27 protein-coding genes are annotated in these 26,249 nt (G+C 62.0%); 11 read left to right on the top strand and 16 right to left on the bottom strand.

Annotated elements, in window-relative coordinates; genetic code table 11:
• Positions 1-354 precede the first annotated feature (354 nt).
• Genes X771_RS153595 through X771_RS153565 form a run of 7 tightly spaced genes read left to right on the top strand, consistent with a single transcriptional unit; the run spans position 355 to position 6,272 of the window.
• Positions 355-1,176, top strand: coding sequence for an ABC transporter substrate-binding protein (locus X771_RS153595; protein ID WP_245262596.1), 822 nt, complete (start codon positions 355-357; stop codon positions 1,174-1,176).
• A complete protein-coding gene (locus X771_RS153590) occupies positions 1,151-1,954 on the top strand; it encodes an ABC transporter permease (protein ID WP_245262561.1) in 804 nt (267 codons plus the stop codon). Before X771_RS153595 ends, X771_RS153590 begins: the two co-directional genes overlap by 26 nt.
• On the top strand, positions 1,954-2,625 hold the full coding sequence (locus X771_RS153585) for an ATP-binding cassette domain-containing protein (RefSeq protein ID WP_023829136.1): 672 nt from the start codon (positions 1,954-1,956) through the stop codon (positions 2,623-2,625). The genes X771_RS153590 and X771_RS153585 overlap by 1 nt, the downstream gene beginning before the upstream one ends.
• A complete protein-coding gene (locus tag X771_RS153580; RefSeq protein ID WP_023687804.1) occupies positions 2,622-3,797 on the top strand; it encodes an ABC transporter substrate-binding protein in 1,176 nt (391 codons plus the stop codon). The genes X771_RS153585 and X771_RS153580 overlap by 4 nt, the downstream gene beginning before the upstream one ends.
• Entirely contained in the window at positions 3,797-4,747 is a 951-nt protein-coding gene (locus X771_RS153575; RefSeq protein WP_245262563.1) for a PQQ-dependent catabolism-associated beta-propeller protein, read from the top strand. The genes X771_RS153580 and X771_RS153575 overlap by 1 nt, the downstream gene beginning before the upstream one ends.
• Positions 4,744-5,469 carry an ABC transporter ATP-binding protein gene (locus tag X771_RS153570; protein ID WP_023687806.1) on the top strand — a complete coding sequence of 242 codons (726 nt, stop codon included), beginning with the start codon at positions 4,744-4,746 and terminating at the stop codon, positions 5,467-5,469. The genes X771_RS153575 and X771_RS153570 overlap by 4 nt, the downstream gene beginning before the upstream one ends.
• Complete coding sequence (locus X771_RS153565; RefSeq protein WP_023681112.1) at positions 5,466-6,272, top strand: ABC transporter permease; 807 nt, start codon at positions 5,466-5,468, stop codon at positions 6,270-6,272. Before X771_RS153570 ends, X771_RS153565 begins: the two co-directional genes overlap by 4 nt.
• A 1-nt stretch (position 6,273) precedes the next feature.
• On the opposite strand, the gene X771_RS153560 is transcribed toward X771_RS153565, so the two are convergent.
• The 13 genes from X771_RS153560 to X771_RS153500 all read right to left on the bottom strand — a co-directional run bounded on the left by X771_RS153560 (position 6,274) and on the right by X771_RS153500 (position 21,448).
• Positions 6,274-6,690 carry a c-type cytochrome gene (locus X771_RS153560; RefSeq protein WP_023681113.1) on the bottom strand — a complete coding sequence of 139 codons (417 nt, stop codon included), beginning with the start codon at positions 6,688-6,690 and terminating at the stop codon, positions 6,274-6,276.
• The gene (locus X771_RS153555) at positions 6,671-7,549 is read right to left on the bottom strand and encodes a cytochrome c oxidase assembly protein (protein ID WP_023681114.1); all 879 of its coding nucleotides are present in this window, start codon (positions 7,547-7,549) and stop codon (positions 6,671-6,673) included. Before X771_RS153555 ends, X771_RS153560 begins: the two co-directional genes overlap by 20 nt.
• On the bottom strand, positions 7,546-7,887 hold the full coding sequence (locus X771_RS153550; RefSeq protein WP_023687807.1) for a hypothetical protein: 342 nt from the start codon (positions 7,885-7,887) through the stop codon (positions 7,546-7,548). Before X771_RS153550 ends, X771_RS153555 begins: the two co-directional genes overlap by 4 nt.
• Positions 7,887-8,492, bottom strand: a complete 606-nt coding sequence (locus tag X771_RS153545) for a cytochrome c oxidase subunit III (protein WP_023687808.1) — start codon at positions 8,490-8,492, stop codon at positions 7,887-7,889. Before X771_RS153545 ends, X771_RS153550 begins: the two co-directional genes overlap by 1 nt.
• Positions 8,489-10,459 (bottom strand): cytochrome c oxidase subunit I, encoded by a 1,971-nt coding sequence (gene ctaD, locus X771_RS153540; RefSeq protein ID WP_023681117.1) that lies wholly within the window; start codon positions 10,457-10,459, stop codon positions 8,489-8,491. Before ctaD ends, X771_RS153545 begins: the two co-directional genes overlap by 4 nt.
• Complete coding sequence (coxB, locus tag X771_RS153535) at positions 10,456-11,469, bottom strand: cytochrome c oxidase subunit II (RefSeq protein WP_023668010.1); 1,014 nt, start codon at positions 11,467-11,469, stop codon at positions 10,456-10,458. The genes ctaD and coxB overlap by 4 nt, the downstream gene beginning before the upstream one ends.
• Positions 11,466-11,999, bottom strand: coding sequence for a c-type cytochrome (locus X771_RS153530; protein WP_023687809.1), 534 nt, complete (start codon positions 11,997-11,999; stop codon positions 11,466-11,468). The genes coxB and X771_RS153530 overlap by 4 nt, the downstream gene beginning before the upstream one ends.
• Positions 11,996-12,787, bottom strand: coding sequence for a substrate-binding domain-containing protein (locus tag X771_RS153525; protein WP_245262565.1), 792 nt, complete (start codon positions 12,785-12,787; stop codon positions 11,996-11,998). The genes X771_RS153530 and X771_RS153525 overlap by 4 nt, the downstream gene beginning before the upstream one ends.
• Positions 12,788-12,845: 58 nt before the next feature.
• On the bottom strand, positions 12,846-14,723 hold the full coding sequence (locus tag X771_RS153520) for a methanol/ethanol family PQQ-dependent dehydrogenase (RefSeq protein WP_023687811.1): 1,878 nt from the start codon (positions 14,721-14,723) through the stop codon (positions 12,846-12,848).
• A complete protein-coding gene (locus tag X771_RS153515; protein WP_031202575.1) occupies positions 14,720-15,502 on the bottom strand; it encodes a heme-binding protein in 783 nt (260 codons plus the stop codon). The genes X771_RS153520 and X771_RS153515 overlap by 4 nt, the downstream gene beginning before the upstream one ends.
• Positions 15,503-15,774: 272 nt before the next feature.
• Positions 15,775-16,824 (bottom strand): chemotaxis protein CheB, encoded by a 1,050-nt coding sequence (locus X771_RS153510; RefSeq protein WP_023687813.1) that lies wholly within the window; start codon positions 16,822-16,824, stop codon positions 15,775-15,777.
• 135 nt (positions 16,825-16,959) lie between these two features.
• Positions 16,960-17,928, bottom strand: a complete 969-nt coding sequence (locus tag X771_RS153505) for a manganese catalase family protein (protein ID WP_023681124.1) — start codon at positions 17,926-17,928, stop codon at positions 16,960-16,962.
• A gap of 367 nt (positions 17,929-18,295) precedes the next feature.
• Complete coding sequence (locus tag X771_RS153500) at positions 18,296-21,448, bottom strand: GAF domain-containing protein (RefSeq protein WP_023687814.1); 3,153 nt, start codon at positions 21,446-21,448, stop codon at positions 18,296-18,298.
• Between the two features lie 220 nt (positions 21,449-21,668).
• On the opposite strand from X771_RS153500, the gene X771_RS153495 reads away from it, so the two are divergent.
• The 4 genes from X771_RS153495 to X771_RS153480 all read left to right on the top strand — a co-directional run bounded on the left by X771_RS153495 (position 21,669) and on the right by X771_RS153480 (position 24,296).
• Positions 21,669-21,923 (top strand): hypothetical protein, encoded by a 255-nt coding sequence (locus tag X771_RS153495; RefSeq protein WP_023687815.1) that lies wholly within the window; start codon positions 21,669-21,671, stop codon positions 21,921-21,923.
• A 129-nt stretch (positions 21,924-22,052) separates the two neighbouring features.
• Entirely contained in the window at positions 22,053-23,111 is a 1,059-nt protein-coding gene (locus tag X771_RS153490; protein WP_023687816.1) for an alpha/beta hydrolase, read from the top strand.
• A 19-nt stretch (positions 23,112-23,130) separates the two neighbouring features.
• Positions 23,131-23,661: a DUF1003 domain-containing protein gene (locus X771_RS153485; protein WP_023687817.1), complete on the top strand. Its 531-nt coding sequence runs from the start codon at positions 23,131-23,133 to the stop codon at positions 23,659-23,661.
• A 242-nt stretch (positions 23,662-23,903) separates the two neighbouring features.
• The gene (locus X771_RS153480) at positions 23,904-24,296 is read left to right on the top strand and encodes a response regulator (protein ID WP_023687818.1); all 393 of its coding nucleotides are present in this window, start codon (positions 23,904-23,906) and stop codon (positions 24,294-24,296) included.
• Positions 24,297-24,482: 186 nt separating this feature from the next.
• On the opposite strand, the gene X771_RS1000000168070 is transcribed toward X771_RS153480, so the two are convergent.
• The 3 genes from X771_RS1000000168070 to X771_RS153470 form a co-directional block, all read right to left on the bottom strand.
• Complete coding sequence (locus X771_RS1000000168070) at positions 24,483-24,659, bottom strand: hypothetical protein (protein ID WP_023687819.1); 177 nt, start codon at positions 24,657-24,659, stop codon at positions 24,483-24,485.
• Positions 24,660-24,851: 192 nt separating this feature from the next.
• Positions 24,852-25,088 carry a hypothetical protein gene (locus X771_RS153475; RefSeq protein WP_023668023.1) on the bottom strand — a complete coding sequence of 79 codons (237 nt, stop codon included), beginning with the start codon at positions 25,086-25,088 and terminating at the stop codon, positions 24,852-24,854.
• A 19-nt stretch (positions 25,089-25,107) separates the two neighbouring features.
• Positions 25,108-25,947, bottom strand: a complete 840-nt coding sequence (locus tag X771_RS153470) for a Crp/Fnr family transcriptional regulator (RefSeq protein WP_245259912.1) — start codon at positions 25,945-25,947, stop codon at positions 25,108-25,110.
• Between the last annotated feature and the right edge of the window lie 302 nt (positions 25,948-26,249).

Here is a 26,249-nt window from a genome sequence, read left to right on the forward strand (position 1 = left end):
TCTGTTCGCCTGAACAAGACCCCGGACTGCCATACGAGCTGAAAAACGGACCTTAGGTGCTTTCCCGTTGGTTCCATGCACCATCGAGGAACATTCCTGCCGCCACGGCGTTAGGAAAGTTCCTTCACACCCGGTGCGCCCGTGCTGACTGCTACCCTTCCAGGCGAATGGCTGACCCGGCATGATCAGGGTCACATCTCACGGCGGGCCGCTCTTGCGGGTATTTGTTGCTGGCTATTGGGTGCTCCCGCAGAAGCCGCGCCACAGCCATCGCCGCTCGTGCGATTTGGCGTGCTGGGATTTGGCACCGCCGCGTGGGAAGTTGACGTCATGCGGCGACATGCGTTGGACACCGTGCACGGCGTATCAATCGAGGCTCAGCGGCTTGCCGGTACCGAAGCCGGTAAGACCGCATTGCTGGCGGGCAGCGTCGACGTCATCGTTTCGGATTGGGTTTGGGTCATGCGCCAGCGCAGCGAAGGCGCCGATCTGGTCTTCTATCCCTATTCTCGTGCCGTCGGCGCGCTGGAACTGCCGCAAGGCTCGCCCATTCGAACTCTTGCGGACCTCAAGGGCAAAAGGCTGGGGATCGCAGGTGGTCCGCTGGACAAAAGCTGGATCCTGTTGCGCGCGCTCGGCCTCCGTCAGGTGAAGCGCGATCTTGCTGAAGAGGTGGAGCCAGTGTTCGGCGCGCCGCCCTTGTTGGAGCAGGAATTTCTGGCGGGGCGACTGGATGCACTGCTGACGTTCTGGAATTTCGCCGCCCGTCTCGAGTCGGAGGGGGCAAGGCCTCTGCTCAGTGTCGCGCAAATCCTGCAGGGGCTTGGCGTATCCGTGGACTTGCCGATGCTCGGCTACGTCTTCCATGAAAGCTGGGCGCGGGCCAACCCGATAGCCCTCGCGCGATTCACGAGCGCGACCGCGGCAGCGAAGTCGCTGCTCGAGTCTTCGGACGACGAATGGCGGGTGCTCGCGCCCCAATTGGGCACGGACGATCCTCACCTACAGGCGGCGTTACGCGCCGCCTATCGAGCCGGAATCCCTCGTCGGTTCGGCAAAGACGAACGTGATGGCGCGGCCCGGTTGTTTGCAATCCTGGCCGAATTGGGCGGCGAGGATCTGGTCGGCAAGGCGACGAGCCTCGATCCTGGTGTCTTCCGGGCCATACCGGCTTGAGCTCGCGCCAATGACTGATGTCCCAGCGTTCCCCATCACAATGCAGCGTTGTCAATCCACTGCGGCATTGCTGACCATGGTGCTCGTCTGGCAGATTGCATCATCAATCGCCGCCGATCGGCTGTTTCCTGGTCCGGTCCAGGTTGTTTCGGTTCTCCTGCACGAAGCGGTTCGGGGCGAGCTGCCATACCATTTGGGCATCTCGCTTGCGCGCGTCGTGGCAAGCCTCGGGTCGGCAATAGTCGTCGGCGCGGCCCTTGGCTACGCGGCAGGCCGCTCGCACAGAGCCGACATATGGATGAGGCCTTGGATCGTGTTACTCCTCAACATGCCGGCGCTGATCACGGTCATTCTAATTTATATCTGGCTTGGTCTTGCCGAGACTGCGCTTGTCCTTGCGGTCGCGCTCAACAAGATCCCCAATGTCGTGGTGACTATTCGTGAAGGCGCCAGCCGGCTGGACAAGGACTTTGCCGAAATGGCTGAGCTCTATCGCTTCGGGCGTGCTGCAAAGCTGCAGCATGTCGTGCTGCCGCAATTGGCGCCGTTCTTTCTCGTCACCCTGCGCAGCGGGCTGGCACTAACGTGGAAGATCGTGTTGCTCGCCGAACTGCTCGGCCGCTCCAACGGCGTCGGGTTCCAGCTACAGGTCTATTTTCAGAACTTCGACGTCACCCACATCCTTGCCTATGCGATCAGCTTCGGCGTTGTGATGCTTGCCATAGAGTATGGACTGCTTGTGCCGTTGGAACGTCGTCTGTTCGCCTGGCGACGCTGATGCTGAGGATCAGGATCGAGGACAAGACTTTCCCCGGTGACGACGGACAGCGCCGGACGATCTTTCGCGCGCTGTCGCTTGATATAGCCGACGGACAGGTCTGCGTCCTGACCGGCCCTTCCGGTGTCGGCAAGTCGACGCTGCTGTCGATCGTTTCGGGCGTCGACCGCGAATTTCGCGGCAGCGTGAGCGGACGACCGCTTCCGATAGGCATGCTGTTCCAGACACCGAGGCTGCTGCCCTGGCTCACCGCCTTGCGCAATGTAGAGATGGCCATCCCGGATCGCGCGCCCGATGCGGCCCGGTGGCTTGCCGCTGTCGGCCTGAAAGGCAATGAGAAGAGCTATCCGCAGCGACTCTCGGGCGGCATGGCGCGGCGCGTAGCGCTTGCCCGGGCGCTCGCCGTGGAGCCTGCGCTCCTGCTCCTCGACGAGCCATTCGCTTCACTCGACGAGGCGACCGCGCAAGCCATGCGCCGCCTGCTGCAGGATTGTTTCGCCAGTCGGCGGACTACCACGCTGCTGGTTACGCATGATCTCGCATATGCCTCGTCGCTGGGGGATCGGGTTATTGTTCTGGAGGGATCGCCTGCGCGCATCGTGCGCGATGTCGCAATCTCTGGTGGCGATGAAGCGGGATCGTCGCGGTTTGGGCTGGGGGCGACACAATGAGACTGTTGCTGGGCCTTCTCTTTCTTTTGCTGATCACCGGCCCTGGCGCCACCGAGCAACAGACGATGGTGATCGGGTATATCGGCCAGGAGCGCAAACCGGCTCTGCCCCTTGGACCCCTTGATGAAACCGTCACCGATGACGGCCTGCAAGGCGCACGGCTCGGCATTGCCGACGACGAAAGCACCGGCCGGTTTCTTGGGCAGAAATTTCGGCTGGAGGAAAGAATATTGAAACCAACCGAAACGCCGGACGACGCGGTAAGACAATTCGCCGATGCCGGCATCGCCTTTGTCGTCGCCGATCTCGACGCCAGTCAGCTTCTACAGGCCAGTGCCGCGCCCGGTGCCGAGCAGATGACGTTGCTCAACAGCCGGGCGCCGGACGACGTGCTTCGCCAGCAGGACTGCCGTCAGAACGTGCTGCACACGATCCCGAGCCGCGCCATGCTCGCCGACGGGCTGGCGCAATATCTCGCCTGGAAACGCTGGCAGCGTTGGTTCCTGCTTGTGGGGCCGCATCCGCAGGATGAGGCGATGGCGGCGGCCTTTCGACGGGCGGCGGCTCGCTTCGGAGCCGAGATCACGACCGACCAGCCGTGGACATTCAGGCCCGCCAACGGACGTGCCGATACCGGGCATGTCACGCTGCAGACCGAAATACCAGCGGTCACGCAGGTCAGCGACTATGATGTGCTCGTGGTCGCCGACGAGGCGGATGAATTCGGCGCCTATCTGGAGGGCCGCACCGCGCTGCCTAGAATCGTCGCCGGCACGCAAGGGCTGGTCGCCACAGGCTGGAGCGCTGTCAGCGAGGAATGGGGCGCCACGCAACTGCAGGACCGTTTCCACAGGCAGGCAGGGCGCTGGATGTTGCCCGGCGACTACGCGGCCTGGCTCGCTGTGCGCAGTATCGGCGAAGCGGCGACGCGCCTGCACAGTCTCGATCCTGCGGCAATCGGCAGATACATACGCGGCGACGCGTTTCTTCTCGCTGGCTTCAAAGGGCAGGGGCTTAGTTTCCGTCCCTGGGACGGACAGATGCGCCAGCCCATTTTGATCGCCGGGCCTCGCCTCTTGATTTCCAGCTCACCGCAACCGGGCTTCCTGCATCAGCGCACGCCGCTCGACACGCTGGGCATCGACCTGGAGGAGAGCACATGCAAGTTCTGATGACGCTGTTGTTGGCGGCGTTCGCTCTTGCTGCTCCCGCCGCCGCCGAGACCATCTACGTTTCCAACGAGCAGGATAATACCGTCGCGGTCGTCGACGGCGTGACAATGACTTTGCTGGCGACGATCGATGTCGGCCGCCGTCCGCGCGGGCTGGCGCTGTCGATCGATAACAAGATGCTTTTCGTCGCGGAAGGCGACGACAACCGCATCGACGTGGTCGACGTCGCGCAGCGGCGGGTCGTCGGCGAATTGCCCTCGGGAGCCGATCCGGAATTCTTCGCAGTCCATCCCGATGGCAAGCGGCTGTTCGTCGCCAACGAGAATGACAATCTGGTGTCGGTGGTGGACATCGCCGCGGCCAAGGTCATCGGCACCGTGGATGTCGGCGTCGAACCGGAAGGAATGGCGGCCAGCGCCGACGGCCGCTATGTCGCCTGCACTTCGGAGACCACCAGCATGGTGCATCTGATCGACGCAGGCACGCTTGAACTCGTCGACAATCTGCTGGTCGATACCCGGCCGCGCGCGGCTTTATTCTCGCCGGACGGTAAGCAATTCTGGGTGTCCTCGGAGATCCGGGGCACTGTCACCGTCTTCGACACGGCAACGCGCGCGCAGACCGGCAAAGTCGAGTTCGAGGTGCCGGGTATACGACGCGAGGGTGTGCAGGCGGTCGGCATGGCGACGTCCCGCGATGGCACGACCGTCTATGTGGCGCTCGGCCCCGCTAACAGGATTGCGGAAGTCGATGTGAAAATGTTGACGGTCCGTCGGCTCTACCTTGTTGGTCAACGACCCTGGCACGTTGCGCTCTCCGGCGACCAGAAGCGCCTGGTCAGCGCAAACGGGAATTCCGGCGATATTTCGTTTATCGACCTGGAAAACCAGGAGGTGGTGAAATCGCTGCCGGTAGGGCGGGGGCCGTGGGGCGTCGTGATCGGGCCATGAACGCCTTGTCGGTCGAGAATCTGGGCCATAGTTTCGGAAACCGGCGGGTTCTCGACGGCGTCTCTTTCTCTGTGGCCCAAGGCAGGATGTGCATCTTGCTAGGCCGCAATGGCGCCGGCAAGACGACGTTGTTCTCGCTGATCACCGGTCTTTATCACGCCCGCTCCGGCTCGGTGCATGTCTTCGACCAGGCGATGGATGTCAACCCGTCCGCCGCGTTGGCGCAGATGGGGGTCGTCTTCCAGTTGCCGACCCTCGATCTCGATCTGACGGCCGGCGAGAACCTGCGTTACCACGCGGCCTTGCATGGGCTTAGCCAGGCCTTGAGCAAGGAGCGCTCCATCCACGAACTCGGCCGGCTGGACGTGCTGGACAGGATCGACGATCCTGCCCGAGCGCTTTCCGGGGGGCAGCGTCGCCGTGTCGAGATAGCACGCGCTCTGATGCATAGCCCACGCCTTTTGCTGCTGGATGAGCCGACCACCGGGCTCGACGTGCCGGGCCGCCGCGCGCTCGAGCGGCACGTGCGGGAGCTTTGCCGCGAGCGCGGCATTGCCGTCCTGTGGGCAACACATTTTCTGGAAGAACTAACGGCGGATGACGATGTGGTGGTGCTGCATCGAGGCACAATGCGGTGGGCCGGCCGCGCCGATCGCCTGGCTACCGATCTCGGTGTAGCGAGCACGGGCGAGGCCTTCGCGTCGCTGACGGAGTCCGAATGAAAACGTCTCACGCGGTGCGCGCGCTCAACGGCATCCTGCGCAGGGAGATGCTGCGCACGTTGCGGCAACGCGGCCGGCTGCTCTCGGCGATGGTACGGCCGCTGGTCTGGCTGGCAATCTTTGCCGCTGGCTTCCGCTCCGTTCTCGGTCTGTCGATCACGCCACCCTACCAGACCTATGTTCTCTATGACGTGTATGTGGTGCCCGGGCTAGCGGCCATGATGCTGCTCTTCCATGCCATGGCGAGTTCGCTGGCAATGGTCTACGATCGCGAGATGGGCAGCATGCGCTTGTTGCTGACCGCACCATTGCCGCGCTGGTACCTGCTTGCGGCGCGCCTGCTGGCCAGCGTGATCGTCGGCGTGCCGCTGGTCTATTTGTTTCTGTTGATCGCGCGTTTCTGGGATGTGCGGCCGCCCGTTCTCGGCTACGTCGCGGTATTTCCGGCGCTCGTGCTGGCGGGCCTGATGCTTGGCGCGTTCGGCCTGCTTGTCTCCTCGGTTTCGACACAGATGGAGAACTTTGCCGGTGTCATGAATTTCGTCATCTTTCCGGTGTTCTTTGCCTCGACGGCGCTCTATCCGCTGTGGCGGCTTGCCGAGGCGGGACCGGTGCTGGCAACAATCGCCGCCTGGAACCCGTTCAGCTCGGCGGTCGAGCTGATACGCTTCGCGCTCTATCTGCGGTTCGATCCTGTCGCCGCGATTGTGGTCCTTGGCTGCCTCATCGCCTTCTTCCTCGCGGCGGTCATCGGCTACGATCCCGGCCGCGGCTTGTGGTCTCGGCGCGGCGGCGAGGGCTGATTTACCTCAAAGCATAGAGATAAGCGGCGATGTCCCGCGCCTGTTGCTCGGTGATCCTCGTCGACGGCATGGCCGTGTGCGGATTGACTTCCCTCGCCGAGCGTATCCAGCGGATCATGTTCTCCGGATTGTTTGCCAGCAGGCCACCGATAAAGACCCTGTCGGCAAGGCCACCGTCTAGGCGGGGTCCGACCTGGCCTTGCGCGCCCGGCACGCCGGGTATCGTATGGCAGCCGGAGCAGCCATTCGCCGTCATGATTGGAATGGCGCGGGCGCCTACGCCGCCGGTCGCCGCATCCGACTCGTGCCGGACGCGCTCGCGCCTGTCGGACCACAAAGTCGCCGCTGCGACAGCCGCAGCCAGCAGCAGGATTGCGGCAAGGGCGCCCCCGATCAGCCTACCCAGGTCGGAGCGCATGTGTTGCCTCCCTGGTTGCGCTGCTGCTTATCCACAGGCCGGCGAGCAGCAAGGCGGCGCCGCCATAGATCAAGCCTGCCGGAACCCACATTACCAATCCGGCGAGCTGCTGGTCCTCGATCGCGGTCATTCCCCACAATGCCGCGCCGGCGCCATTCTCCGGATACCAGAGTTTGGGCGACATCAGCAGCAGGACACCGAGCAGGCCGGTATGAAGCGAGGTGAAGAAAAGATGCATGACGGAGTTGCCATAGGTTTGCTGTCGACCGGGGCGCGGTAGGAGCGCCCACCAGAACAGCAAGGCTGTGCCGAGGAAGCTCGCATGCTGGGCATAATGGAGAAAGCCCTGCTGGAGCGCTGCCTGGAACAACGCCGGAATGTGCCAGATCCAGATGGCGACGCCGTGAATGATCGTCGCGTTGAGGGGGCGGATCACCAGGGCCCAAACCGATTGCAGCGTCTTTGCGCGCGTGAGCTTGCCCGTTCCGCGGCGAAGTGAGGCCGGCAAGGACCAGAGCAGGACTGCGCCTGGGCACGCGGCGACAAGGAGAGGCGCCGCCACCGCCATCAGCAGTTCATGCTCGATCATATGGGCGGCAAACACCCGCTCGCCGAGCGCATGGATGGGGCTGACCAGTGCTGCCGTCAGCACGCCCCAACCGGCGGCGAACAACAACGCCTGCCGCATCCGCTCGGGACGGCCTCGGCTGCTGCGGCGCCACAACCGAGTCGCTCCGATGGCATAAAGGAAGGCAATCGCGGCCAGCGGAAACGTGATGGGAAATGCGAGCGTCCATCCGGCCTCGGGCGCGCCGGCGCCGTAGCAGATCGAGGTCGAGAAGAACGCGTCGAAGCTCATCGCAGGCACTCGTCGAGAATGAGAGCCGCGCTGCCTTGCATGATGATGACGAGGGCAAACAGCAATGCCGCAAGCATGCCGAGATCGGCGACGAACTGCTCGGTGCTGCGCGTGCGCTCAGGCTTGAAGGCGGCGCCGCCCTGCCGCTTCGCCCGCCATGACAAGGCACCGCCGAGCAGCGAAAGCACGGCGAGCACCAGTGCCACGGGAAGCACCACCGGCACCTGGCGGTTACACTGCCATGGTACGAGTGCGTAGTTCAGCTGCGTCGAGATTGCCCAAGCCATCGGCCCCGACAGAAGACCAGCCCAGGACGTTCCCATTTTCAACGCACGCATCAGCCTAGCCTCGGCATCCAGTAGATGAGCAGATAGATCGGGATCCAGGTCAGCACCACGAAATCCCAATAGAAGACATTGTCGCCGACATCGCCGAAGCGCCGGCCGCTATAGCCATGGCGTGTGAACATCAGCACCGTCAAAACGATGGTGTCGCCGACATCGGTGATCAGGTGTGTGGTGTGCAGCCCGAGCAGCACCCAGAGCATCGAACCATAGGCGTTCGTGTCCCAGTAGATGTTCAGCGCCGGGAATTCGAACCAGCGCACGACAAGCGGGGCCAGACCGAGCAGCGACATCACCACCAGCCCGATCCGCACCGGCACGATCGCGCATTGCTTGGCATGGCCGTGGAGGATGTGATTCGGCACCACGCTGATAATGAACAGGATGGTGACGATCGTTCCGGGCCAATGGTTGGGGTGCGGGGCGCTTAGACGCCAGTTGGGCCACAAGGTCGCGAGATAGAGATAAGCGCCCGCGGCCAGCGCGAAGCCCATCCCCTCCAGTGCCATGAAGCCGAGCGTTCCCCACCAGGTCGGACTGCGGGGGCCATGTCCAAAGGTCGGGAGGGCGGAAAGATCCAAGTTGGGACGCTCACTCATCCCTCATCCTCCGGGTCGTCCTTGGGCCAGAACCAGCCGATCAAGGTGATGGCAATCGGCGCAGCGCCCCAGACGATCGCCCAGGGCGTGAAGATCGAATAGACAAACGTACCGCCGACGGCGATTGCCGCCAGCAGCGGCCAGATCGACGGTGTCGCCGATTTCTCGCGAATGTCGGGGTGGGCTTCCGCCACGGTTGAGATCAACAGCTCACGGACATCGACGCGGAGTCCGGTCGCCACAGGCAGCGCCTCGCGTTCGGCCCAGAGCGGCTCGACATGTGTGACAATCGGTATCCGCGCGAAATTATAGCTTGGCGGCGGCGAAGACGTCGCCCATTCGAGCGTACCGGCATCCCAGGGATTGTTTCCGGCCAGTGCGCCCTTCAACGCGCCGTGTACAAGATTGAACGTGAACAGTACGAAGCTGAGGAAAAAGAGCACCGCGCCGGCGCTGATGAACAGGTTGATGTTGCCCCAGCCAAGCTCGGCCGGATAGGTGTAGACCCTTCGTGGCATGCCCCAGAGCCCGACGAGATGCATTGGGAAAAAAGCCGCGTTGAAGCCGATGAAAGCCAGCCAGAAATGCCAGCGCCCGAGACGCTCGCTCATCATGCGGCCGCTGATCTTGGGGAACCAGAAATAGGCCGCGCCCAGCAGCGGGAAGACCGAACCGCCGATCAGCACGTAATGGAAATGGGCGACGACGAAATAGGTGTCGTGCACCTGGAGGTCCAGCGGCACCGAAGCGAGCATGACGCCGGTGAGGCCGCCGATGACGAAGATGAAAAAGAAGCCGAACACGAACAGCAGCGGCGTGCGGATCACCGGCCTGCCGTCCCACAAGGTCGCCAGCCAGCAGAAGATCTGAACGCCATTGGGGATGGCGATCAGCATGCTCGACGCGGTGAAGAAGCTGGCGCCGAGCTTGGGTAGTCCCGTCGCGAACATGTGATGGACCCAGAGGCCGAACGAAAGGAAGCCGACGGCGATCAGCGACAGGACCAGCCCGAGATGCCCGAACACGGGACGCCGGGCGAAGACCGGGATGATCGCCGAGACCATGCCCGTCGCCGGCAGGAAGATGATGTAGACCTCGGGATGGCCAAAGAACCAGAACAGATGCTGGAAGAGCAGTGCGTCGCCGCCCTCGGCCGGGTTGAAGATATGTGTGCCGACCAGCCGGTCGAGGATCAGGAAGGTCGAGGTGATCATCACCGCGGGCATGGCGAAGACGACGACGAAGGAGGTAACCAGCATTGCCCAGACGTAGAGCGGAATCCTGTCCAGCGACATGCCGGGGGCTCGCTGCTTGAACACGGTGACGATGGTTGCCACCGCGACGGCCAGGGAGGATACTTCTGTATAAGTGATCATCTGGGCCCAGACGTCGGCCCGCTTGCCCGGCGCGAATTCGGGGCCTGACAGCGGCACATAAGCAAACCAGCCGACGTCGGGCGCCATGTTGAGCGCGAAAGACACCCAGGCGAATATGCCGCCCGAAACATAGATCCAGTAGCTGAACGCATTCAGGCGGGGAAAGGCGATGTTGCGGCTGCCGACCATCAGCGGGACGAGATAGATGCCTGTCGCCTGCACGATGGGCACGGCGAACAGGAACATCATGGTCACACCATGCATCGTGAACAGCTGGTTGTAGAGGTCCGGGCCGATCAGACCGCGCTGCGGCCCTGAGAGCTGGATGCGCATGGCGACAGCGTTGAGCCCGCCCAGGCACAGAAACACGAAGGCGGTGATCAGATAGCGCCGTGCGACGACCTTGTGGTCGACGCTCGACAGCGCGCCGATGATGCCGGGGGGCGTGCGCCATGTCCGCGCCAGCCAGCGATCCAGGCTGGCATCGTCCATGCCGGTGTCGCGCGGTCCGTCATGCTCGGGTGCGACGTCGCCTGTGGCGGGCGTTTCGCGCGGCAGGTCGCGTTCGCTTGTGAGATCCGCGCTGCTCATTTAAGCGCCTCGAGATAGGCGACCATGGCGTTGAGTTCGTCGCCGCTGAGTTCCACCACCGGCATGTGGGATCCGGGCTTGATGCCCTGTGGGTCGGCTATCCAGGCGGCGAGGTTGCCGCGGCTCATCGTCAATGTCCCGGCGGCAAGCGTCTGCCGGCTGGCTATATGGGTGAGGTCGGGGGCGACCGTTCCTCCGGCAGGCGTGCCGCCTATTCTGTGACACATCACGCAAGGGCGCTTCAGAAACAGATCCTGGCCGGCCTTGGCCTCGTCCCCCGTCGGAGTAGCTGCCGGCTGCAACTGGTCGTTCCACCAAGCGTCGAACTTCGCACGCGGCTCGGCGATGATGAAGGTACCCATGTTTGCGTGCTGCGCCCCGCAGAACTCGGCGCATTGACCTCGGTAAACACCAGGCTTGTCTGCCTTGAGGTCGAGCACGTTCATGTGGCCGGGAATGAGGTCGAGCTTGCCCGAAAGGCTCGGGATCCAGAAGGAATGGATGACGTCGGTCGAGGTCAGAAGAAGCCGCACCGGCTCCCCGGCGGGGATATGGATCTCGTTCGCCGTGGTCAGGATGCGGCTTGGCGTGGCATCCTCATAGCGCACCTCCCACCACCATTGATGGCCGGTGACCCGAATGGTCAGTGCGGCATCCGAGCCGATCGCGGCGAGCGTCCTGTTGGCGAAGAAGCTCAGCAAGGTCAGTCCGATCAGGACAATGGCGGTCAACCCGACGGCGGTCATCACCGCGCGCAGCTTCCGGTCGTCGGCGCCGGCCTTGATCGCGAGCGGCTCCGCCTGCGCGCGCGACCGCATCATCAAGGGCACGACGAGGGCGATCATCACCAGCACCCACACCACGGCGCAGAGCGCGGTGAAGAACCAGATCAGCCATGCCAGTTCGCTCGCCGCGGGACCTTTCGGGTCGAGGGCGGATTGCCAGCCCGCGCATCCCTGGAGCAACAGAGCGCCGGCGGTGGCGAACGCCATCGAGACGAGACGTTTCACGGCGACTTCCCCAGCGTGGCCGCGTCGGGCATGCGGTTTTCCGACGGATGCGCCATCATGTCGTCATTGCGTTGCGGCGCGGCGGAAGACGGCGCGTTGCCGCTCAGCGAGCGCACGAAAGCCGAAAGCTCCCAGATCTGGTCGTCGGGAATCTTGTCGCGGAAGCTCGGCATGCCGTTTGGCCGACCGTCGCGGATCGTGGCATGGATGCTTTCGATCGAGCTGCCATAGAGCCACTTCTGGTCCATCAGGGCCGGCCCCATGCCGCCGCCGCCATTGGCGTGGCATCCCGAACAGTTGAACCAGCCGAAAAGCCGTTTCCCTTCGCTCATATGGAAGGCGTTGGCCTCGAAGCTCGCCGCCTTGTTATCGCTGGCGGGGGGGCGCTGTCCGCCGGGCTCCAGCGTGGTCACAGGCGTCGGCTGCTCGCCCGATCCGAGCGCCGATTGCGGGCGCGTGTCACGTTCCTCGCGCTGGCAGGCAGCGAGCGCCAGGACTGGAAACAGGAGCATGGCCACAACGGCTCTCATCGCACCGGGCTCCCCGGGGCATCGAGGCGCGGCACGCCATACTGTGACAGCAAGGCATCTATCTCGACCTTGTGCCTGGACAGGGCACCATTGACATCGCCGCGCAGCGCATCGTCTTCGCGGCGGACGCCCATCGAGATGTCGTAGATCATCGGCAGTTGCGGTCCGTCGATGCGGGGCAAAACCGGCGTGATGCGGAGCGGCACCTTCTGCCTGGCGGCGAAGTAGCCGGCGAGGGGGCCCCAGACCACGGCAAGGTCGATCTCGCCACTCGCCACCGCTTCGACGATGCGCGCCGGCGGGTTGGGGGCGGAATAATCGCCATACACCGGATAGCCGACGAGGTGCCCGACGATACCGCGGCGGCCAAGCGCCTGGACCGGAGGCGAATTGGCGCCATCGTCGCCGATGAGCTGAACACCGATCCGCATGTCGCGCAGCCGCGGATCATTGAACGATGCTACGTCGGGGCCGTCCCTGCGGGTGACGAAGACATAGGACGATCGGTAGTAGGGCGTGGTGGTGCGCAGCATTTCGAGGTTGCTCGGCGTGCCCGGCACGAGATCGCATAGACCGGCCTTCAGCGTGTTTCGGATGAAGCCGCGGCGCTGCGCCCACCAGGTATAGGTCAGCTTCGCGCCGAGATCGGACGCAACGATTTCGGCGATCCTGTTCTCGAAGCCCTGACCGGCCGCGTTGGAGAACGGCATGTTGTTCGGATCGGCGCAGACCCTCAGCTCACGTGCGTCGGCTGTGGCCGTCAAGAACACGAAGGCGATGGCGGCCATGCCGATCGCCAGTCGTTGACACGCCTTTCGCGCCGGACCTACGGTCAAGTACAATTCATCAAGGCAGCCGGAACACATAAAGCGTGCCTCCCAAGGTTGTCGCGTTCTTCAGATCCTTCATGGCATTGACGAAACCGAGCGCGGCGGTGGCGTCACGCGGATCAAGATCGCCCGATACAATTGCGCCGGCCCAGCCGCCGACGCCTGAGAGGATGGCGACATATTGGTGCCCGTCGGGACCGCGATAGGTGATGGGCTGGCCGATGATCCCGGACGAGGTCTTGAACTGCCAAAGCAGGTCTCCGGTCTTGGCGCTGACCGCCTTGAACCAGCCTTCCATCGTGCCATAGAAGACAACGTCGCCGGCGGTCACCACCGCGCCGCTCCACACCGGGAAATTCTCCTTGAGGCTCCAGGCGGGTTTCTCCGCGGCGATGTCCCAGGCGGTGAAGGCGCCGCGATTACCGCCGGGCCCTGGTATCACGCGGACGTTCATGCCCACATAGGGCGTGCCGGCGATGTAGTTCACCTCGACGCCTTCTTCATCCATGCACAGATTGTTGTGCGGGATGTAGAGCAGGCCGGTCTTCGGCGAGAACGCGGAAGGCTGCCAGTCCTTGAGGCCCGACGCCGTCGGACAGATATCGCGAACGACCTTGCCGGTGCCGGTCTTCTTGTCCGGGTTTACGATCAGCCGACCGGTTTTCAGATCCACACCTTTGCTGGAGTTGACCGGACCAAACGGTTTTGCCGACAGCACCTCGCCGGTTGTCCGGTCGAGGATGTAGAGATAGCCGTTGCGCTCCGGCCGGATCAGCACCTTGCGCGGCTTGCCCTGCCAGGTCATGTCGAGCAGGATCTGCTCGTTGATGCCGTCATAATCGTGGAGGTCATGCGGGCTCCACTGATAGAACCATTTCGCCGCGCCGGTGTCGGGATCGCGCGCGAAAATGCCAGACGTCCACTTGTTGTCGCCCGGCCGCAAATCCGGATTCCATGGTCCGGGATTGCCGGTGCCGTGGAAGATCAGGTTCAGATCGGGATCATAGGAAATCCAGCCCCACATGTTGCCGCCGCCGATCTTCCAGGCTTCCGGCGGCCACGTCGTGACGCCAAGATCCTTGCCTTTGTCCATGTCGTAGTGCGGCTTGAAGTCCGATCCGATCAGCACGTCCTTGTCCGGCCCGGTGCTATAGGCGATCCAGACGACATGACCGTCGCCGGCGTCGAGCGCCTTTACCCAGCCGCGAACGCCCATCTCGCCGCCGGAATTGCCGACCAGCACTTTGCCCTTCACCACAAGCGGCGCCATGGTGATGGTCTCGCCGATGTTGATGTTGCCGACATGAGTGTTCCAGATCGGCTTGCCCGTGTTCGCATCAAGGGCAATCGTGTGGCCGTCCAGCGTATTGAAAAAGATGCGCCCGTCGGCGAATGCCACCCCTCGGTTGACGACGTCGCAGCAGGCCACTCCCTGTGCCGCCGGCTCGGGATTGGGTTCGTACTTCCACTTCATCGGGGCGCCGGGCTTGGAGAGATCGAGCGCATAGACGAAGTTGGGAAAGGGCGTCACGATATACATGGTGTTGCCGACGACCAGCGGCGCTGCTTCCTGGCCCTTGTTCACGCCTGTCGAGAACGTGAACGCGACCTGCAGGTTCTTGACGTTGCCTTCATTGATCTCGGAGAGTTCGCTGAAGCGCGTCGACGCGTAGTTCTTGGCCGGCATCGTCCATTGGCCGTCATCGGGTGGCGAAGCTGCGGCTGGCGGTACGATCGCTGGTGTTTTAGGGGGCTCGGACGCAGCGCCCAAAAGCGGCAGGCAGGCGAGCAGCGTCACCAGAAGGATAGCGCAAAACGAATTCCCGGCTGCCAATTTGCGGGTATGTCGTTCTACGTCAACGCGCGTCAATGCCAACTGCGGCATAGCTTTCATTTATTGATCGAGCCTCCCACGCCGGCGCCGAGTTCGGCCGCGATGTCGGCCTCCGTTCCGGCACAAAGCGGATGGCCCCAGCCCGAAGCGCTTTTGCCGCCGGGGTCCAGATCGTAGACAATGGCATCCTTGCGATTTGGATTGACGCCTGCCGGGACCTTGTCGAAGCCGAGCGCCGCGCGGATACGCCAGGCGACATTGTGATCGGCGCATGAGGAATCGCCTGAAACGCCGAGGCCGCCGACAATGCTCTTGCCGTCGTAGAGGGCAAGCCCGCCGCCAAACACCACGACGCCTCCGATCGGCTTGCCGACGAGCGGGTCGCCGCCGCTTCCGAACGTTTTGGGATCGCCCGTATAGGCCGCGGCCTGGTTGACAGGATTGGTCTCCTGCAGGCCAAATAGCGGTCCCCCGGGCTGCACCCCCGCATAGAGATTGGCCGTCGAGAGGGCCATCTGAGCCAGGCTGAGACCGTTGGCCGTGTTGGCTTTCTCCGCTGCTATGAGCCGACTTCCCGGCCATTGCGAGTCGGGGGTGGGGCCGCTGAACGCAATCGCGCAGACAGTGCCGTCACGGGCAACGATGGCTGCCCATTCGTTGGTTTCAAAGCCGCCATTGGCTGGTCCGCCGCTTGCCTTCACGTTGGCTTTGAGGGCTGCAAGCAGCTTGTCGTGGTCGGCCGGACAGGGTTCCTGCGCCATGGCCTCGTGCCCGTGGAACAGGCCACCCATCAGCAACAGCAGGCCAAAAAGAGGTACGAAAAGCTGCGAGCGATACATTGTCCTGGCATTCGTTTACATAACAAGGACCACCCCGGCAGACCGCAGAATGCGAGGATACGTCCAGTGCGTCAGTGCCTAACTCGCGTAATGCTTCTATGTTCCTGCTTTGCATAAAATTCATGCAGTTGGATTTGGGTGCAGGTGTTCAATCAAAGCATGGGACCTGGACACCCGTGGCCACATGCCAAGCGGTGAGGCAACCCGGCTGATCCAGGAAAATGCGATCGGGACAGCGCAGACGTACCCGCCCTGACAAACGCTGTTGCATGTCACGGCGTTCGACGATGGATGATCTCTTCAATAAGTTTCGCGTCGGCTTCGTATTCCGCGGCGCGCGCAGCCATTTGACTGGCCAGGCTGTGTCTTTCCCGCGCGGCTTCGCGTTTTGCCGTACGTTTCGCCAACTCAGCCCGCTGCTGGTGCGCTCTTAGAAGGCTCCAAAGAGCCTGTTCCGCATCGTCAGCCTGGGCCTGCATCAAAACGTCTGCCCCGAACGCATGTCCGGTGTGGCAGCGGTAACGGGTAATCGGCCCGTCTTCGATCTCCCATAGGGGGCCATGACATTCGGGGCAGACAAATGTCGAGGGGGCGCCAAGCTGGCCTTCGGTCAATTCCATTGTGCTGTGCTCCTGAGCTGCAATCGCTGCCTCAAGGCGGATGCCGGACGGGATTTCTGGTGTCGGTCCTGCGATTTCGGAAGCAAGCCTGTGCAACAGGCCAGCCATTTCGGACAGAGGGACGCAATGGTCGATTTCCACATTCTGCAAGGCGCTCAGCGGCATGTCGGGTACTGCAGCGTCGCCGGGGTCCTGGACTACGCTGACGCCTCCGCACATCTTGATTGCGTGCAGGCCGGCGGTGCCGTCGGAGAGGCTGCCTGTGAGCACGACGCCGATCACGCTGCCGCCAAAGCTGCAGGCCGCCGATCGAAACAGGGGGTCGATGGCGGGGCGCGCCAGGTTCTCGCGCGGCCCGCGCCGCAGCAGCATATGATCGTGGTGTAACAGAAGGTGAGCTCCCGGCGGTGCAACGAAGATGTGCCCGTTTTTAACCTTCATGCCGTTGGAGGCATTTGCAACGGGCATGTTGGCAGCGCGACCGAGAATGTCGCCGAGGTAACTCGTGGGACCAACGTGCTGTACGACGAGGAGAGCCGCCGGGATGTCCGGCGAAAGATCGCGGACAAGTCTCTTCAGCGCGTCGACGCCGCCGGCCGATGCTCCGATTGTCACGATGCACCGGTTCTCGCAACCGTCGGGACGGACCTTATCCGGCTGGTCCGCACGCTCCGAATCTGGTCGTGGTGCGGCGGTGGCCATGGTTGCTTCACCCACATTCAGCACAGATGTCGATGCGAGCGCTCCGGCCAGTCCGTTGCTGGTCGGATGCCCTGCCTTCGTCGGTGTTAGCTTCCGGCCGCATCGCGGAACATAGATGCCCGCGTCGGCTCTGTGCTAACGCCTACGTGCGCGTTTGACGGCAGCCTCTGCCACGGCCGGGGCCTCCTGAATGCTTGCCGCGCCGCCGAAATCGGCGTTCTTGGTACGGCCAGCTCCCGGGCCTGCTCCTAGATCAGCGCCTGTTGTCGGATCGGAAGCCGGATCGGAAAGCGTACGGTCGGCCATCCTGGCCACCACCTTCATGTCTTTGGCCCCCAGCTTGACAGTTGCCAGGCCGTCTCCGCCGTCGACGGGCATCACCTCTTCAAGGTCATCGATCCGATCCCACTCTTCGCCGGAATTCCATGGGCCAGCGACATCGCCGTCGCCTTGAGAGGTGTTGACATACATGCTGGCGTACTTCTCTACGCCTGGGAGCTTGCCGGAAGGGAAATTGTTTTCGATCGCGTAGAGTGCTTTCTCAAACGACTTCTGGTGCGCGATCTCGCGGGTCATCAGGAAGCCGAGCGCGTCCTTGATTCCCGGGTCGTCGGTGATGTTGATGAGGCGTTCGTAAACGATCTTGGCGCGGGCTTCGGCGGCGATATTCGACCGCAAATCCACCGTAGGTTCACCGCGCGAGTCGACATAGGCCGCGGTCCAGGGAACGCCGGCTGAGTCGCACAGCGCGGGAGCGCCGCCGAACAGAATTGATTCCTTGGCTGTTGTGCCGCTGGCGCCGATCATCAGGTAAAGGTCGGCTTCCTTCATTTGGCCCTCGGCCAGCTGTGCCTTGAGCCCCTTGTTGAGCATGGTGACGATTGATCCCACCACTTCGAGATGGCTGAGTTCTTCGGTCGCAATATCGAGCAACATGTCGCGACGGCCAAGATCGTCCTCGCCAAGCCCTTGCGTGAAATAGCGCATGGCCGCTGCAAGCTCGCCATCGGCGCCGCCGAACTGTTCCATGATCATGCAGGCCAGGCGAGGATTCGGCTCCGAGACGCGAACGGTGTATTGCAGGCGCTTGTTGTGCATGAACATGGACATCTCTCCGGTTAGATCATCCGAACATCCCGGCAAGTTGATTGTTCCATCCGGCCATCGGCCAGCGAGCATTTTTACGGTAACTTCAGTGTTGAGCATCGCAGCGAGCCAGAGGCGGCATTTATTTCTCCGACCGGTGACCGGCGGCAACGAGATTTCGATCGTGCTGCGCCATCACAGCAATGAGCAAGGCCGCGGATGGGCAAGAGGTAGACAAAATCTGGAGGGATACTGGCTCGGAAAAGTGAAGCCGGGCCATATTAATACGATGTCGGTGTCGACACCTTCGGCCCGTTTCGCCGCACACCTTACGCGGCAAACGCCGGGTTCGGTCACACGGCGAGCGTCGCGGGCTGTTGCCCGTTCACTTTCGATCCAGCACCTTCCGGACTTTCTCTGCCAATTCGTCGATCGTGTAGGGCTTGGTCAAAAGTTCGGTTCCGAAATCGAGCGTGCCGTTGTGGACAATCGCATTTCGTGTGTAGCCGGTGGTGTAGAGCACTTTTAGCGACGGGTGCATTGTCTTGACCTGATCCACCAGCTCCCGGCCCGACATCTCCGGCATCACCACGTCGGTGAACAGAAGCGACGGCACTTGCCCGCTTTCGACGGCCACCAGCGCTTCGCGTGGACCTTGCATTTCCAGCACGGAGTAGCCCAGTTCCCGCAGCGCTTCCGCGGCCATCAGCCGGACGCGATCTTCATCCTCGACAACCATGATGATCTCGTCTGCACAGCCGGGGTGCTCGCCTGCCACGACGTCGATTTGGCTGTCGAGCACGCCATGGTGCGAGCGCGGCAAATATATTTTCAAGGTGGTTCCGATGCCCTGCTCGGAATAGATCTTCACACTGCCGCCGGACTGGCGAACAAACCCATAGACTTGGCTGAGTCCCAGCCCGGTGCCTTTGCCGACCCCCTTGGTGGTGAAGAACGGATCGAAGGCTCTTGCGACAACATCAGCAGTCATGCCCGTTCCTGTATCGGTGACCGCTATCATCACATACTGGCCGGAGGGGATCGCGTTCTCCCTGGCATAGCGATCGTCGACGTGGGCGTTTGATGTCTCGATCGTCAGCTTGCCGCCAGCAGGCATGGCATCCCTTGCGTTGACGCAAAGGTTGAGCAGCGCGCTTTCCAATTGCCCTGCGTCGGCCTCGACATGCCATAGGCCCGCAGCGAGCACGGTCTCGATCTGGATGGTCTCGCCAAGCGTCCGGTTCAGCAATTCGCTCATACCGGAGACGAGGCGATTTGGATTCAGCCGCTTCGGCGCCAGTGGTTGCTGGCGGGAAAAGGCGAGCAGTCGCCTGGTAAGTTCTGCGGCACGTTGTGCTCCATCGATCGCGCCGGTTACGAATTGGTGGACGTTGGTATCGCCGTTTCTGAGCTTGCGCTGCACAAGGTTCAGGCCGCCGATGATGACGGCCAGCATATTGTTGAAGTCGTGCGCGATGCCACCGGTGAGCTGTCCGACAGCTTCCATCTTCTGGGCTTGGCGCAGGTGCTCTTCTGCTCTGGCGCGTTCCGCAACTTCATCTTTGACACGTTGTTCGAGCGTGCCGTTGAGTGTCTGCAGCGCCTTGAACAGCCGGGAGTTGTCGATGGCCGTCGCGGCATGGCCGGCAAGCCCCAGCAAGGCCGCTTCTTGCTGTTCGGCGAACACGCCGGTCTCTGAATGACCAAGGAAGAGGCCGCCCAGGACCTCGCCCGAACGCGAGACGACCGGCACGGCGAGATAGGAACGCACCGGCAGATGGCCCTCCGGCATTCCCTTGCGGGGCCAGTTCTTGCCGTAACGCGGATCGGTGAGGATATCGTCGGAACGCACCACGCTTGTGCCGCGGAAAGTGGGCTCGAACACCGCGGTGTTGCGCGGCATGGGAAAGTTTTCGAAAGCAGAACGAGGTGCCCCCGAAAGGGCGTAGAGCACATAGCTGTCGCCCTTGTCGTCGATCACATTGTAGAAGAAAGCTCCAAATTGTGCGCCCGACAGCACGACGCCGGCATCGGTTACCGTCTGGACAATTCGCTCCACGTCAAGCTCGGCCGCCACGGCTGCCGCCGTAGCGTTCATCAACTGAAGCTGATGCTCCACCCGCTTTCGCGCGGTGACATCAACCACGGTGCCGATGAAGCGGATCGCACGGCCGGACTGGAAAAGCGCTTCCCCCGTTGCGGCAATCCAGCGCTCCTTGCCATCCCGAAGGCCGATCGTCCGGTATTCGATGTCGTAGCGGGAGGGGGTGCCCGGCGCGAGCGACTGGCGTACGGCCTCGTCGGCCCGTGCGCGATCTTCCGGGTGGAGGCCCGCCAGGAAGGCGCTTTCATATGTCACCTCCGCGTCCGGCGGCAAACCAAAAAGGGCTTTGCACCGGTCGTCCCAACGCAGCACTCCGCTGATGGGATCGTAATCCCAGGTGCCAATAGCGGCCGCGTCGGTGGCAAGCCTCAGCCTCTCCTCGCTGGCCCGTGCCGCCTGTTCCGAGCGAACGCGCTCGATGTGAGCCCAGGACCGCTCCGTCACCTCGGTCAGCAAGGACAGTTCGCGTTGCGACCAGACGCGGCGCTGCTTGTCGTGGATGGCCATCAGGGCAGTCAGTCGGCCTTGTTTGACCAAAGGCATACAGATGGTTGCCGTTATCCCGATATCCTGAAAGGTCTTCGCTTCCTCGGGAGCAATTTCCTCAAGGTTGTTGTTGATGATAAGCGGCTTGTTGGCGCTGAGGTTGGTGACAGCCAGGCGACCGAAATCGGCAAGACTGTAATATCCCCTGATGCTGGGCGAGCCAGGTGCGCTCCAATCGCCGCGGATGGTGAAATGGTCTTGGTCCTGCTCCATGTCGGCATAGGCGCAAATCGAGACGCCAAGATGTTCGCCGAGGAGCCGAGTGGTGATCTGCATGACAGCATCGGCGTCGGCCGCGAGGGCTATCTCCCTGCCGAGGCGGTCGAGAAAAGCAAGGCGTTCGGCGTTCTCACGCAGGGCCAGTTCGGCGCGAAGGCGTTCTATCGCCGTACGCGTCCGGTCAGCGACTGCCGAAATGAGGGCTACTTCCTCCGTCGCCCAGCGTCTGGGCGCGGAGTGGTTCAGGTATAACAGCGCCACCAGCCCGCCATGCTCGGTGACGGGCATGTTGATGACGGATTGGGCGCTGATGGCTTTGAGTGCCTCCGCATGGCCGCTGGTTCGCGGATCTGTCTCGGCGTTTTCAAAGACAACGGTTTCGCCTCGCTTCAAATCCTCGACATACGTGCCGTAGTTCCTGAAATTCAGCGTCCCAGCCAGGCTTTTGATGCCTGGCGCGTTCCAGTCCCTGTCGATGGTGATCGTTTCTTTCTCTAGATCGATCGTGCCGTATCCGGCTCGGCTGATGCCAAAATGGTTCCCCAGCAGTTCCGCGGCTGCGTAGGCCAGTTCTGCGGGATCCGTAATCTCGCGGATACGGTCGCCCAGCGCTGCCAAAAGCTCGAAGCGCTGCAGTTCAGATCGCGGATTGCTTGAAGTGGCCCCCATTTCGCCCCCGTTTTGCCCGGACTTAAATGCAGTCTGCGGCCAAGAGTTCCCCGCAGGACGGCAGTTTCTTTGGCGGGCCGGTCAGCCGAACACGCCGCACCGGTCATAGGTTAATGACAGGTTGGCGCGCTGTGGCGGATAAAGGGGAAACCAGCGGGCACTTGACGAGCTCCCGCTGGCTGGGTGCCCGAACCGCACTTCACTCGTTTGGAGACGTTTGATGCTTGACCGACCCATTCTTACGAATACGGACGCTCTCTATCCAGACGACCTGAAAACGCTTCGGTCGGTTTTCGACGCGCTGTGTCTGGAATTTGAGATTTCGTCGGACACTACCGCGGCAGAATCCATCGCGAGAGAGCTGGTCAGACTTTTCCAGACCGGGATGACGGAAGCGGCCATGCTGATGATTGCCGTGCGCGCACGTTGGCAGGGTGATTGGAAAATGGGAGGCAGCAGCGCTGCCCAGGCTTAACGGTCCCAACTCCATGGAGAAGGCCTACTTTCCAAGCCGCTTGAGCCGGTTGTACAGCGCGTCTTGTCTGGCGGAACAAGCTTTCGCCCCGAGAGTTGGGTCGGCAGATAGTTTCCAACAGGCACGGGCATGGCGTTCGACAGAGATGGACCGAAACTCACGACCGGGTTGCTCGCGGCCTCATTGGCGGCGCTGGCGGCATACAACGCCATCCGCGCCAAACGTGCGATTGCCGGCCGGGCGTGCGGACGTGTGATGGAGATCGATGGTGTGCGGCTGCATTTTATCGAAGCCGGAACCGGCATGCCGCTCCTTCTCTTGCATGGCAACGGATCCATGGCGGAGGATTTCAAGTCGAGCGGCATCTTCGATGAGGCGGCAAAGACCTACCGGGTGATTGCATTTGATCGTCCCGGTTTTGGGCGAAGCTCACGGCCGCGCGGCCGGCGTTGGTCCGCTCGCGACCAAGCCGACCTTATACATGCCGCCGCCTGCGGGCTGGGTATAGAGAAATACCTCGTGCTTGGACATTCCTGGGGAGCTTGGATCGCCCTCGAATTGGCGCGCAGGCATTCTCAATCGGTCGCCGGCACCGTGCTGGTCTCGGGCTACTACTATCCGCCACCGCGGCTGGATCTTGCACTGGCCGCACTCCCTGCATTGCCTGTGATCGGCACCGCGTTTCGTCACACCTTGCTGCCGCCGCTTGTAAGGCTTGCTTGGCACTGGGCAATGGAGAAGATCTTTAATCCCGCCATCGTCGCCGGCGAGTTCGCCGCACTCGCCAAAGATGTCGCCAGCCGCCCTTCCCAACTGCGGGCGGTTTCTCTGGAGACAGCATCGATGCTGGCCGCGTCCCTGTTGGGAAAGGCCAACTATAGGGACATTGCCGTGCCCACCGGCATCATGGCGGGATCCGGGGATCGTTTGTTCGACGCGCAACGCGATGCACGACGCTTGCACGCGGAAGTCGGTGGGTCTCTCCTTGAGGTGGTTCCGGGCGCCGGCCATATGGTTCATCAGAGCGCCCCGCAGGCAGTGGTCGGCATGGTGCACACTATTGCAGGACGGCACGCCTTGTTCCAAGCGGGCCGTCGGCAGCGGCCCAAGTCTCGTGCCGTCGAGTTCAAGGCAGATCCGGCCTCGCGGGAGCCACCGGCGATAAGCGACGCCGCTTGCACGGAATGATCGCCAAACGGGGCTTTCAATGAGCGACCAACGTCCAGCCGACATGCAGTCGGTGCTCCACCAGAACATACAGGCCCTGGTCGAGCACAGGCGGCAGCAAGAAGAGCACCAAGGCGTTCAAGCGTGGGTCGCCGGCGCTGTTTCGCGCTTCGCGGGAAGCATGACTTTCGTCTATCTGCACCTTGCAATTCTTGTCGTCTGGGTCCTCGCAAACCTTGGCGAGATACCAGCCGTCCCAGCCTGGGACCCGACTTTCGTGATCCTGGCCATGGTCGCCTCGGTTGAGGCAATCTTCCTGTCTACCTTTGTGCTGATCAATCAGAACAGAATGGCCGCCCACAGCGAGCGCCGAGCCGAACTGGATTTGCAGATCAGCCTTCTAAACGAACATGAAACCACGCGGCTGATCGAGATGGTGGCTGCCTTGACGGCACGTCTGAATATCTCGACCCCGGCCGACAAAGAGCTGCCGGAACTCGCCGAGAATGTCGATCCCCAAAAGGTGATGACGCAGATCCAGCAAGCTTCTGGAGATCAGGAGAACGCTTGATCAAAGCGACCTCGTCGGCAACGGTTCAGCGTCGGCTACAGCCTGTAATCAGCCTCGTTGTCCAAGGCTGTCGACGCAGCTAAGGCGGCGTCGGCGTTCTCCAGGGCGGCTTCCCGACGTCACAAGTCCGCCGCGCAATCGAGGCAGCGTAGAGCTTCGATAGCCGACAGGCTGCTGCGTGTCAGATGGAACCAAGTTGACGCCGAACTCGTATTAGCGGTGGCGGCTTGGGGAGATTCCGGATGAGCGAAGGTGCTGTTCTGATCGTCGAAGATGAGACAATGATCCTGCTCGACCTCGAGTCAGCTTTGGAGGAGGCCGGCTTCCAGGTCGTCGGCACTCGGAGTGCCGCCGAGGCGCTGGCGGCTTTCGACCCCGATCCGACCAAGTTCAAGGCCGTGCTCACGGACATCCGTCTGGGAGCAGGACAGTCGGGGTGGGAGGTCGCTCGGCACTTGCGAAGGTCCAACTCGACCATCCCGGTTGTCTATATCAGCGGCGACAGCGCGGTACACTGGGGAGCGGAAGGCGTGCCCAACAGCATAATGATCACCAAGCCCTTTTTTCTGCCGCAGATCATAACTGCCGTTTCTCAACTTTTAAACGCGCAGCAAGGTGCAGAAACTCACCTCTAGGAATCGGACCGCGGCTCCGCGAACACCACCGAACATTCTTCTTCGGCCAATCGGCGCCGTCCGGCGTAAAGCGTTCGCGTCTGCTTGGGTCAAATGTCGGCGGCCTCAACCAGATGTCGACCTCAGCTCCTTTCCCCTCGCCACCGGCTCGCATCCACTCGGGAGCCCTCCCGAAAGCAGGGGCGCTCATTGGTTGAGCTTTCGGTCGAGTTCGTCAAGCAATGACCGATGCTCGCTAGGCATGTCCGCGTCTGTCGGCAGATCCAGCAACTGGCGAAGCTGGCGACGATTGGCGTCCGATGAAATCCACTCCCGTATGAGGCGGGCTATGACTTTTTGTTGTGCCTTGCCGATTTCTTCCATGTTAGATTCCGAGCTTGTCCGTTGGACGAACTCGGCGGCTCTTTGATGGTTCCCCGTCCTGTACACAAATCGAGGCACAATCTATGGGTTAATGCATGTCGCTCAAAAGTGGCCTTGGTTTTGAGACACGACATGCCAGTGGATGTTTGCAGTCCCAGTCCGCTCGCCTAACGCTGCGCGTAGAGTGCAAATTTATACGTTCGATTTTACCCGAAGCGAGAGGCTCAGCCGCAAAATCTTGGCGCCATTTTCATCGCGCACTTCGATAAACAATTGCTGCCCGTCGACGCTCTTCAGTGACTCTCTCGTGAGGTCGACAAGGCCCTCGAATCCCGCGCGGCGGACCTCCTCGAGGCCAGCGCATTCGACACCTATTTCGTCCTCGAAGATGAGATCGCCATCGCCGCTGTCGAAGAAAAATCGTGCCATCGGAGAGCTTCCGTCACTGCTAATCTGCGGGGTTCCTTTGGTGCAGGTAGGTCGTGTCGAAATCTCCTGCGTGAGTGAGGCCAGCCCAGTCCAGTGCGTGAACTTTTGATCCCGAGGTGGCAATGAGGCCTCTGCGTCGTAGTTCCTGGAGCATCCGGTTGACGTGGACCGTGGACAAACCCAGTGCATCGCCAAGGGCCGCCTGTGTAATGGGAATATCCGCCACGTGATCCTCAATGCGCCCCATGGAGCGCAAGCGAAAAATCAGTTCGCACAGGATGTGAGCCATGCGGGTGTATGCCTCGCGCCTTCCCACATTGATGACCCACTCCCTATAAATCGCGGCATCTATCAACGTCGACCGCCAAAAAGCGGTGGCGATGCGAGGGTGCTGGTCGCAAACGGCACGCAGAGTGTCATGCCGCATGAAACCTACTCGGGCCGGCGTAAGGGTCGAGAAGTTACAATCCATGACGGACAGATGCAGCCCATGCAGATCAGGAATGTCGCCGGCGACGAAGAATGATGTGATTTGTCGCTTTCCTTCGCCCGTATGTTTGGTGGAACCGACCAAGCCATCAAGAACGATAAACGAGTAAACAGGACGGTCGCCCTCACGCACCAGATCGTGGTTGGCCGAATATTCCTTCTCCTGGATCGGAATGCCTTTCAGAACGCCGATATCGGCCTCTCGAAGATCCGAGATGGTCTGAAGCTTGCGAATGAGTACATCCGAGGATGAGGTGGGGAACAAATTGACTACCTGGCTGATGTTGGTGATCGAACTATTATCCGCGCCAAAAGTTCCGATTGGCATGGGGACATATGCGCGGCGGCAGAAGGCGCCGCCGTGCGGCATGGTCCCATGCCTGGAGCGTTCTGCCAGCGTCGAGGGTGGTTGAAGATCCCGGAATGATCGAAGCACAGTTTTTTAGGACAGCCATAGGTGAGGCAGGCAGCAATGCATTAACCTATGACATAGGCTCGGTTAGAAATTGTCCCGCTGGGCAGCCAGCCCCAGGAGTTCGCCGATCACGGCGCAGCTTTGACCCTTCGCTCCGCCCTTTCGAGGGCTGCACCCGCAGCCCGTCCTGGAACTCTTTGATGCGCCACCAGGAACGGGGTGGCTCCGCTGACGTTGTCTCAGTGGCAAGGTGAGAT

The sequence above is a fragment of the Mesorhizobium sp. LSJC269B00 genome (genome assembly GCF_000502815.1).
Classification (GTDB): Bacteria; Pseudomonadota; Alphaproteobacteria; order Rhizobiales; family Rhizobiaceae; genus Mesorhizobium.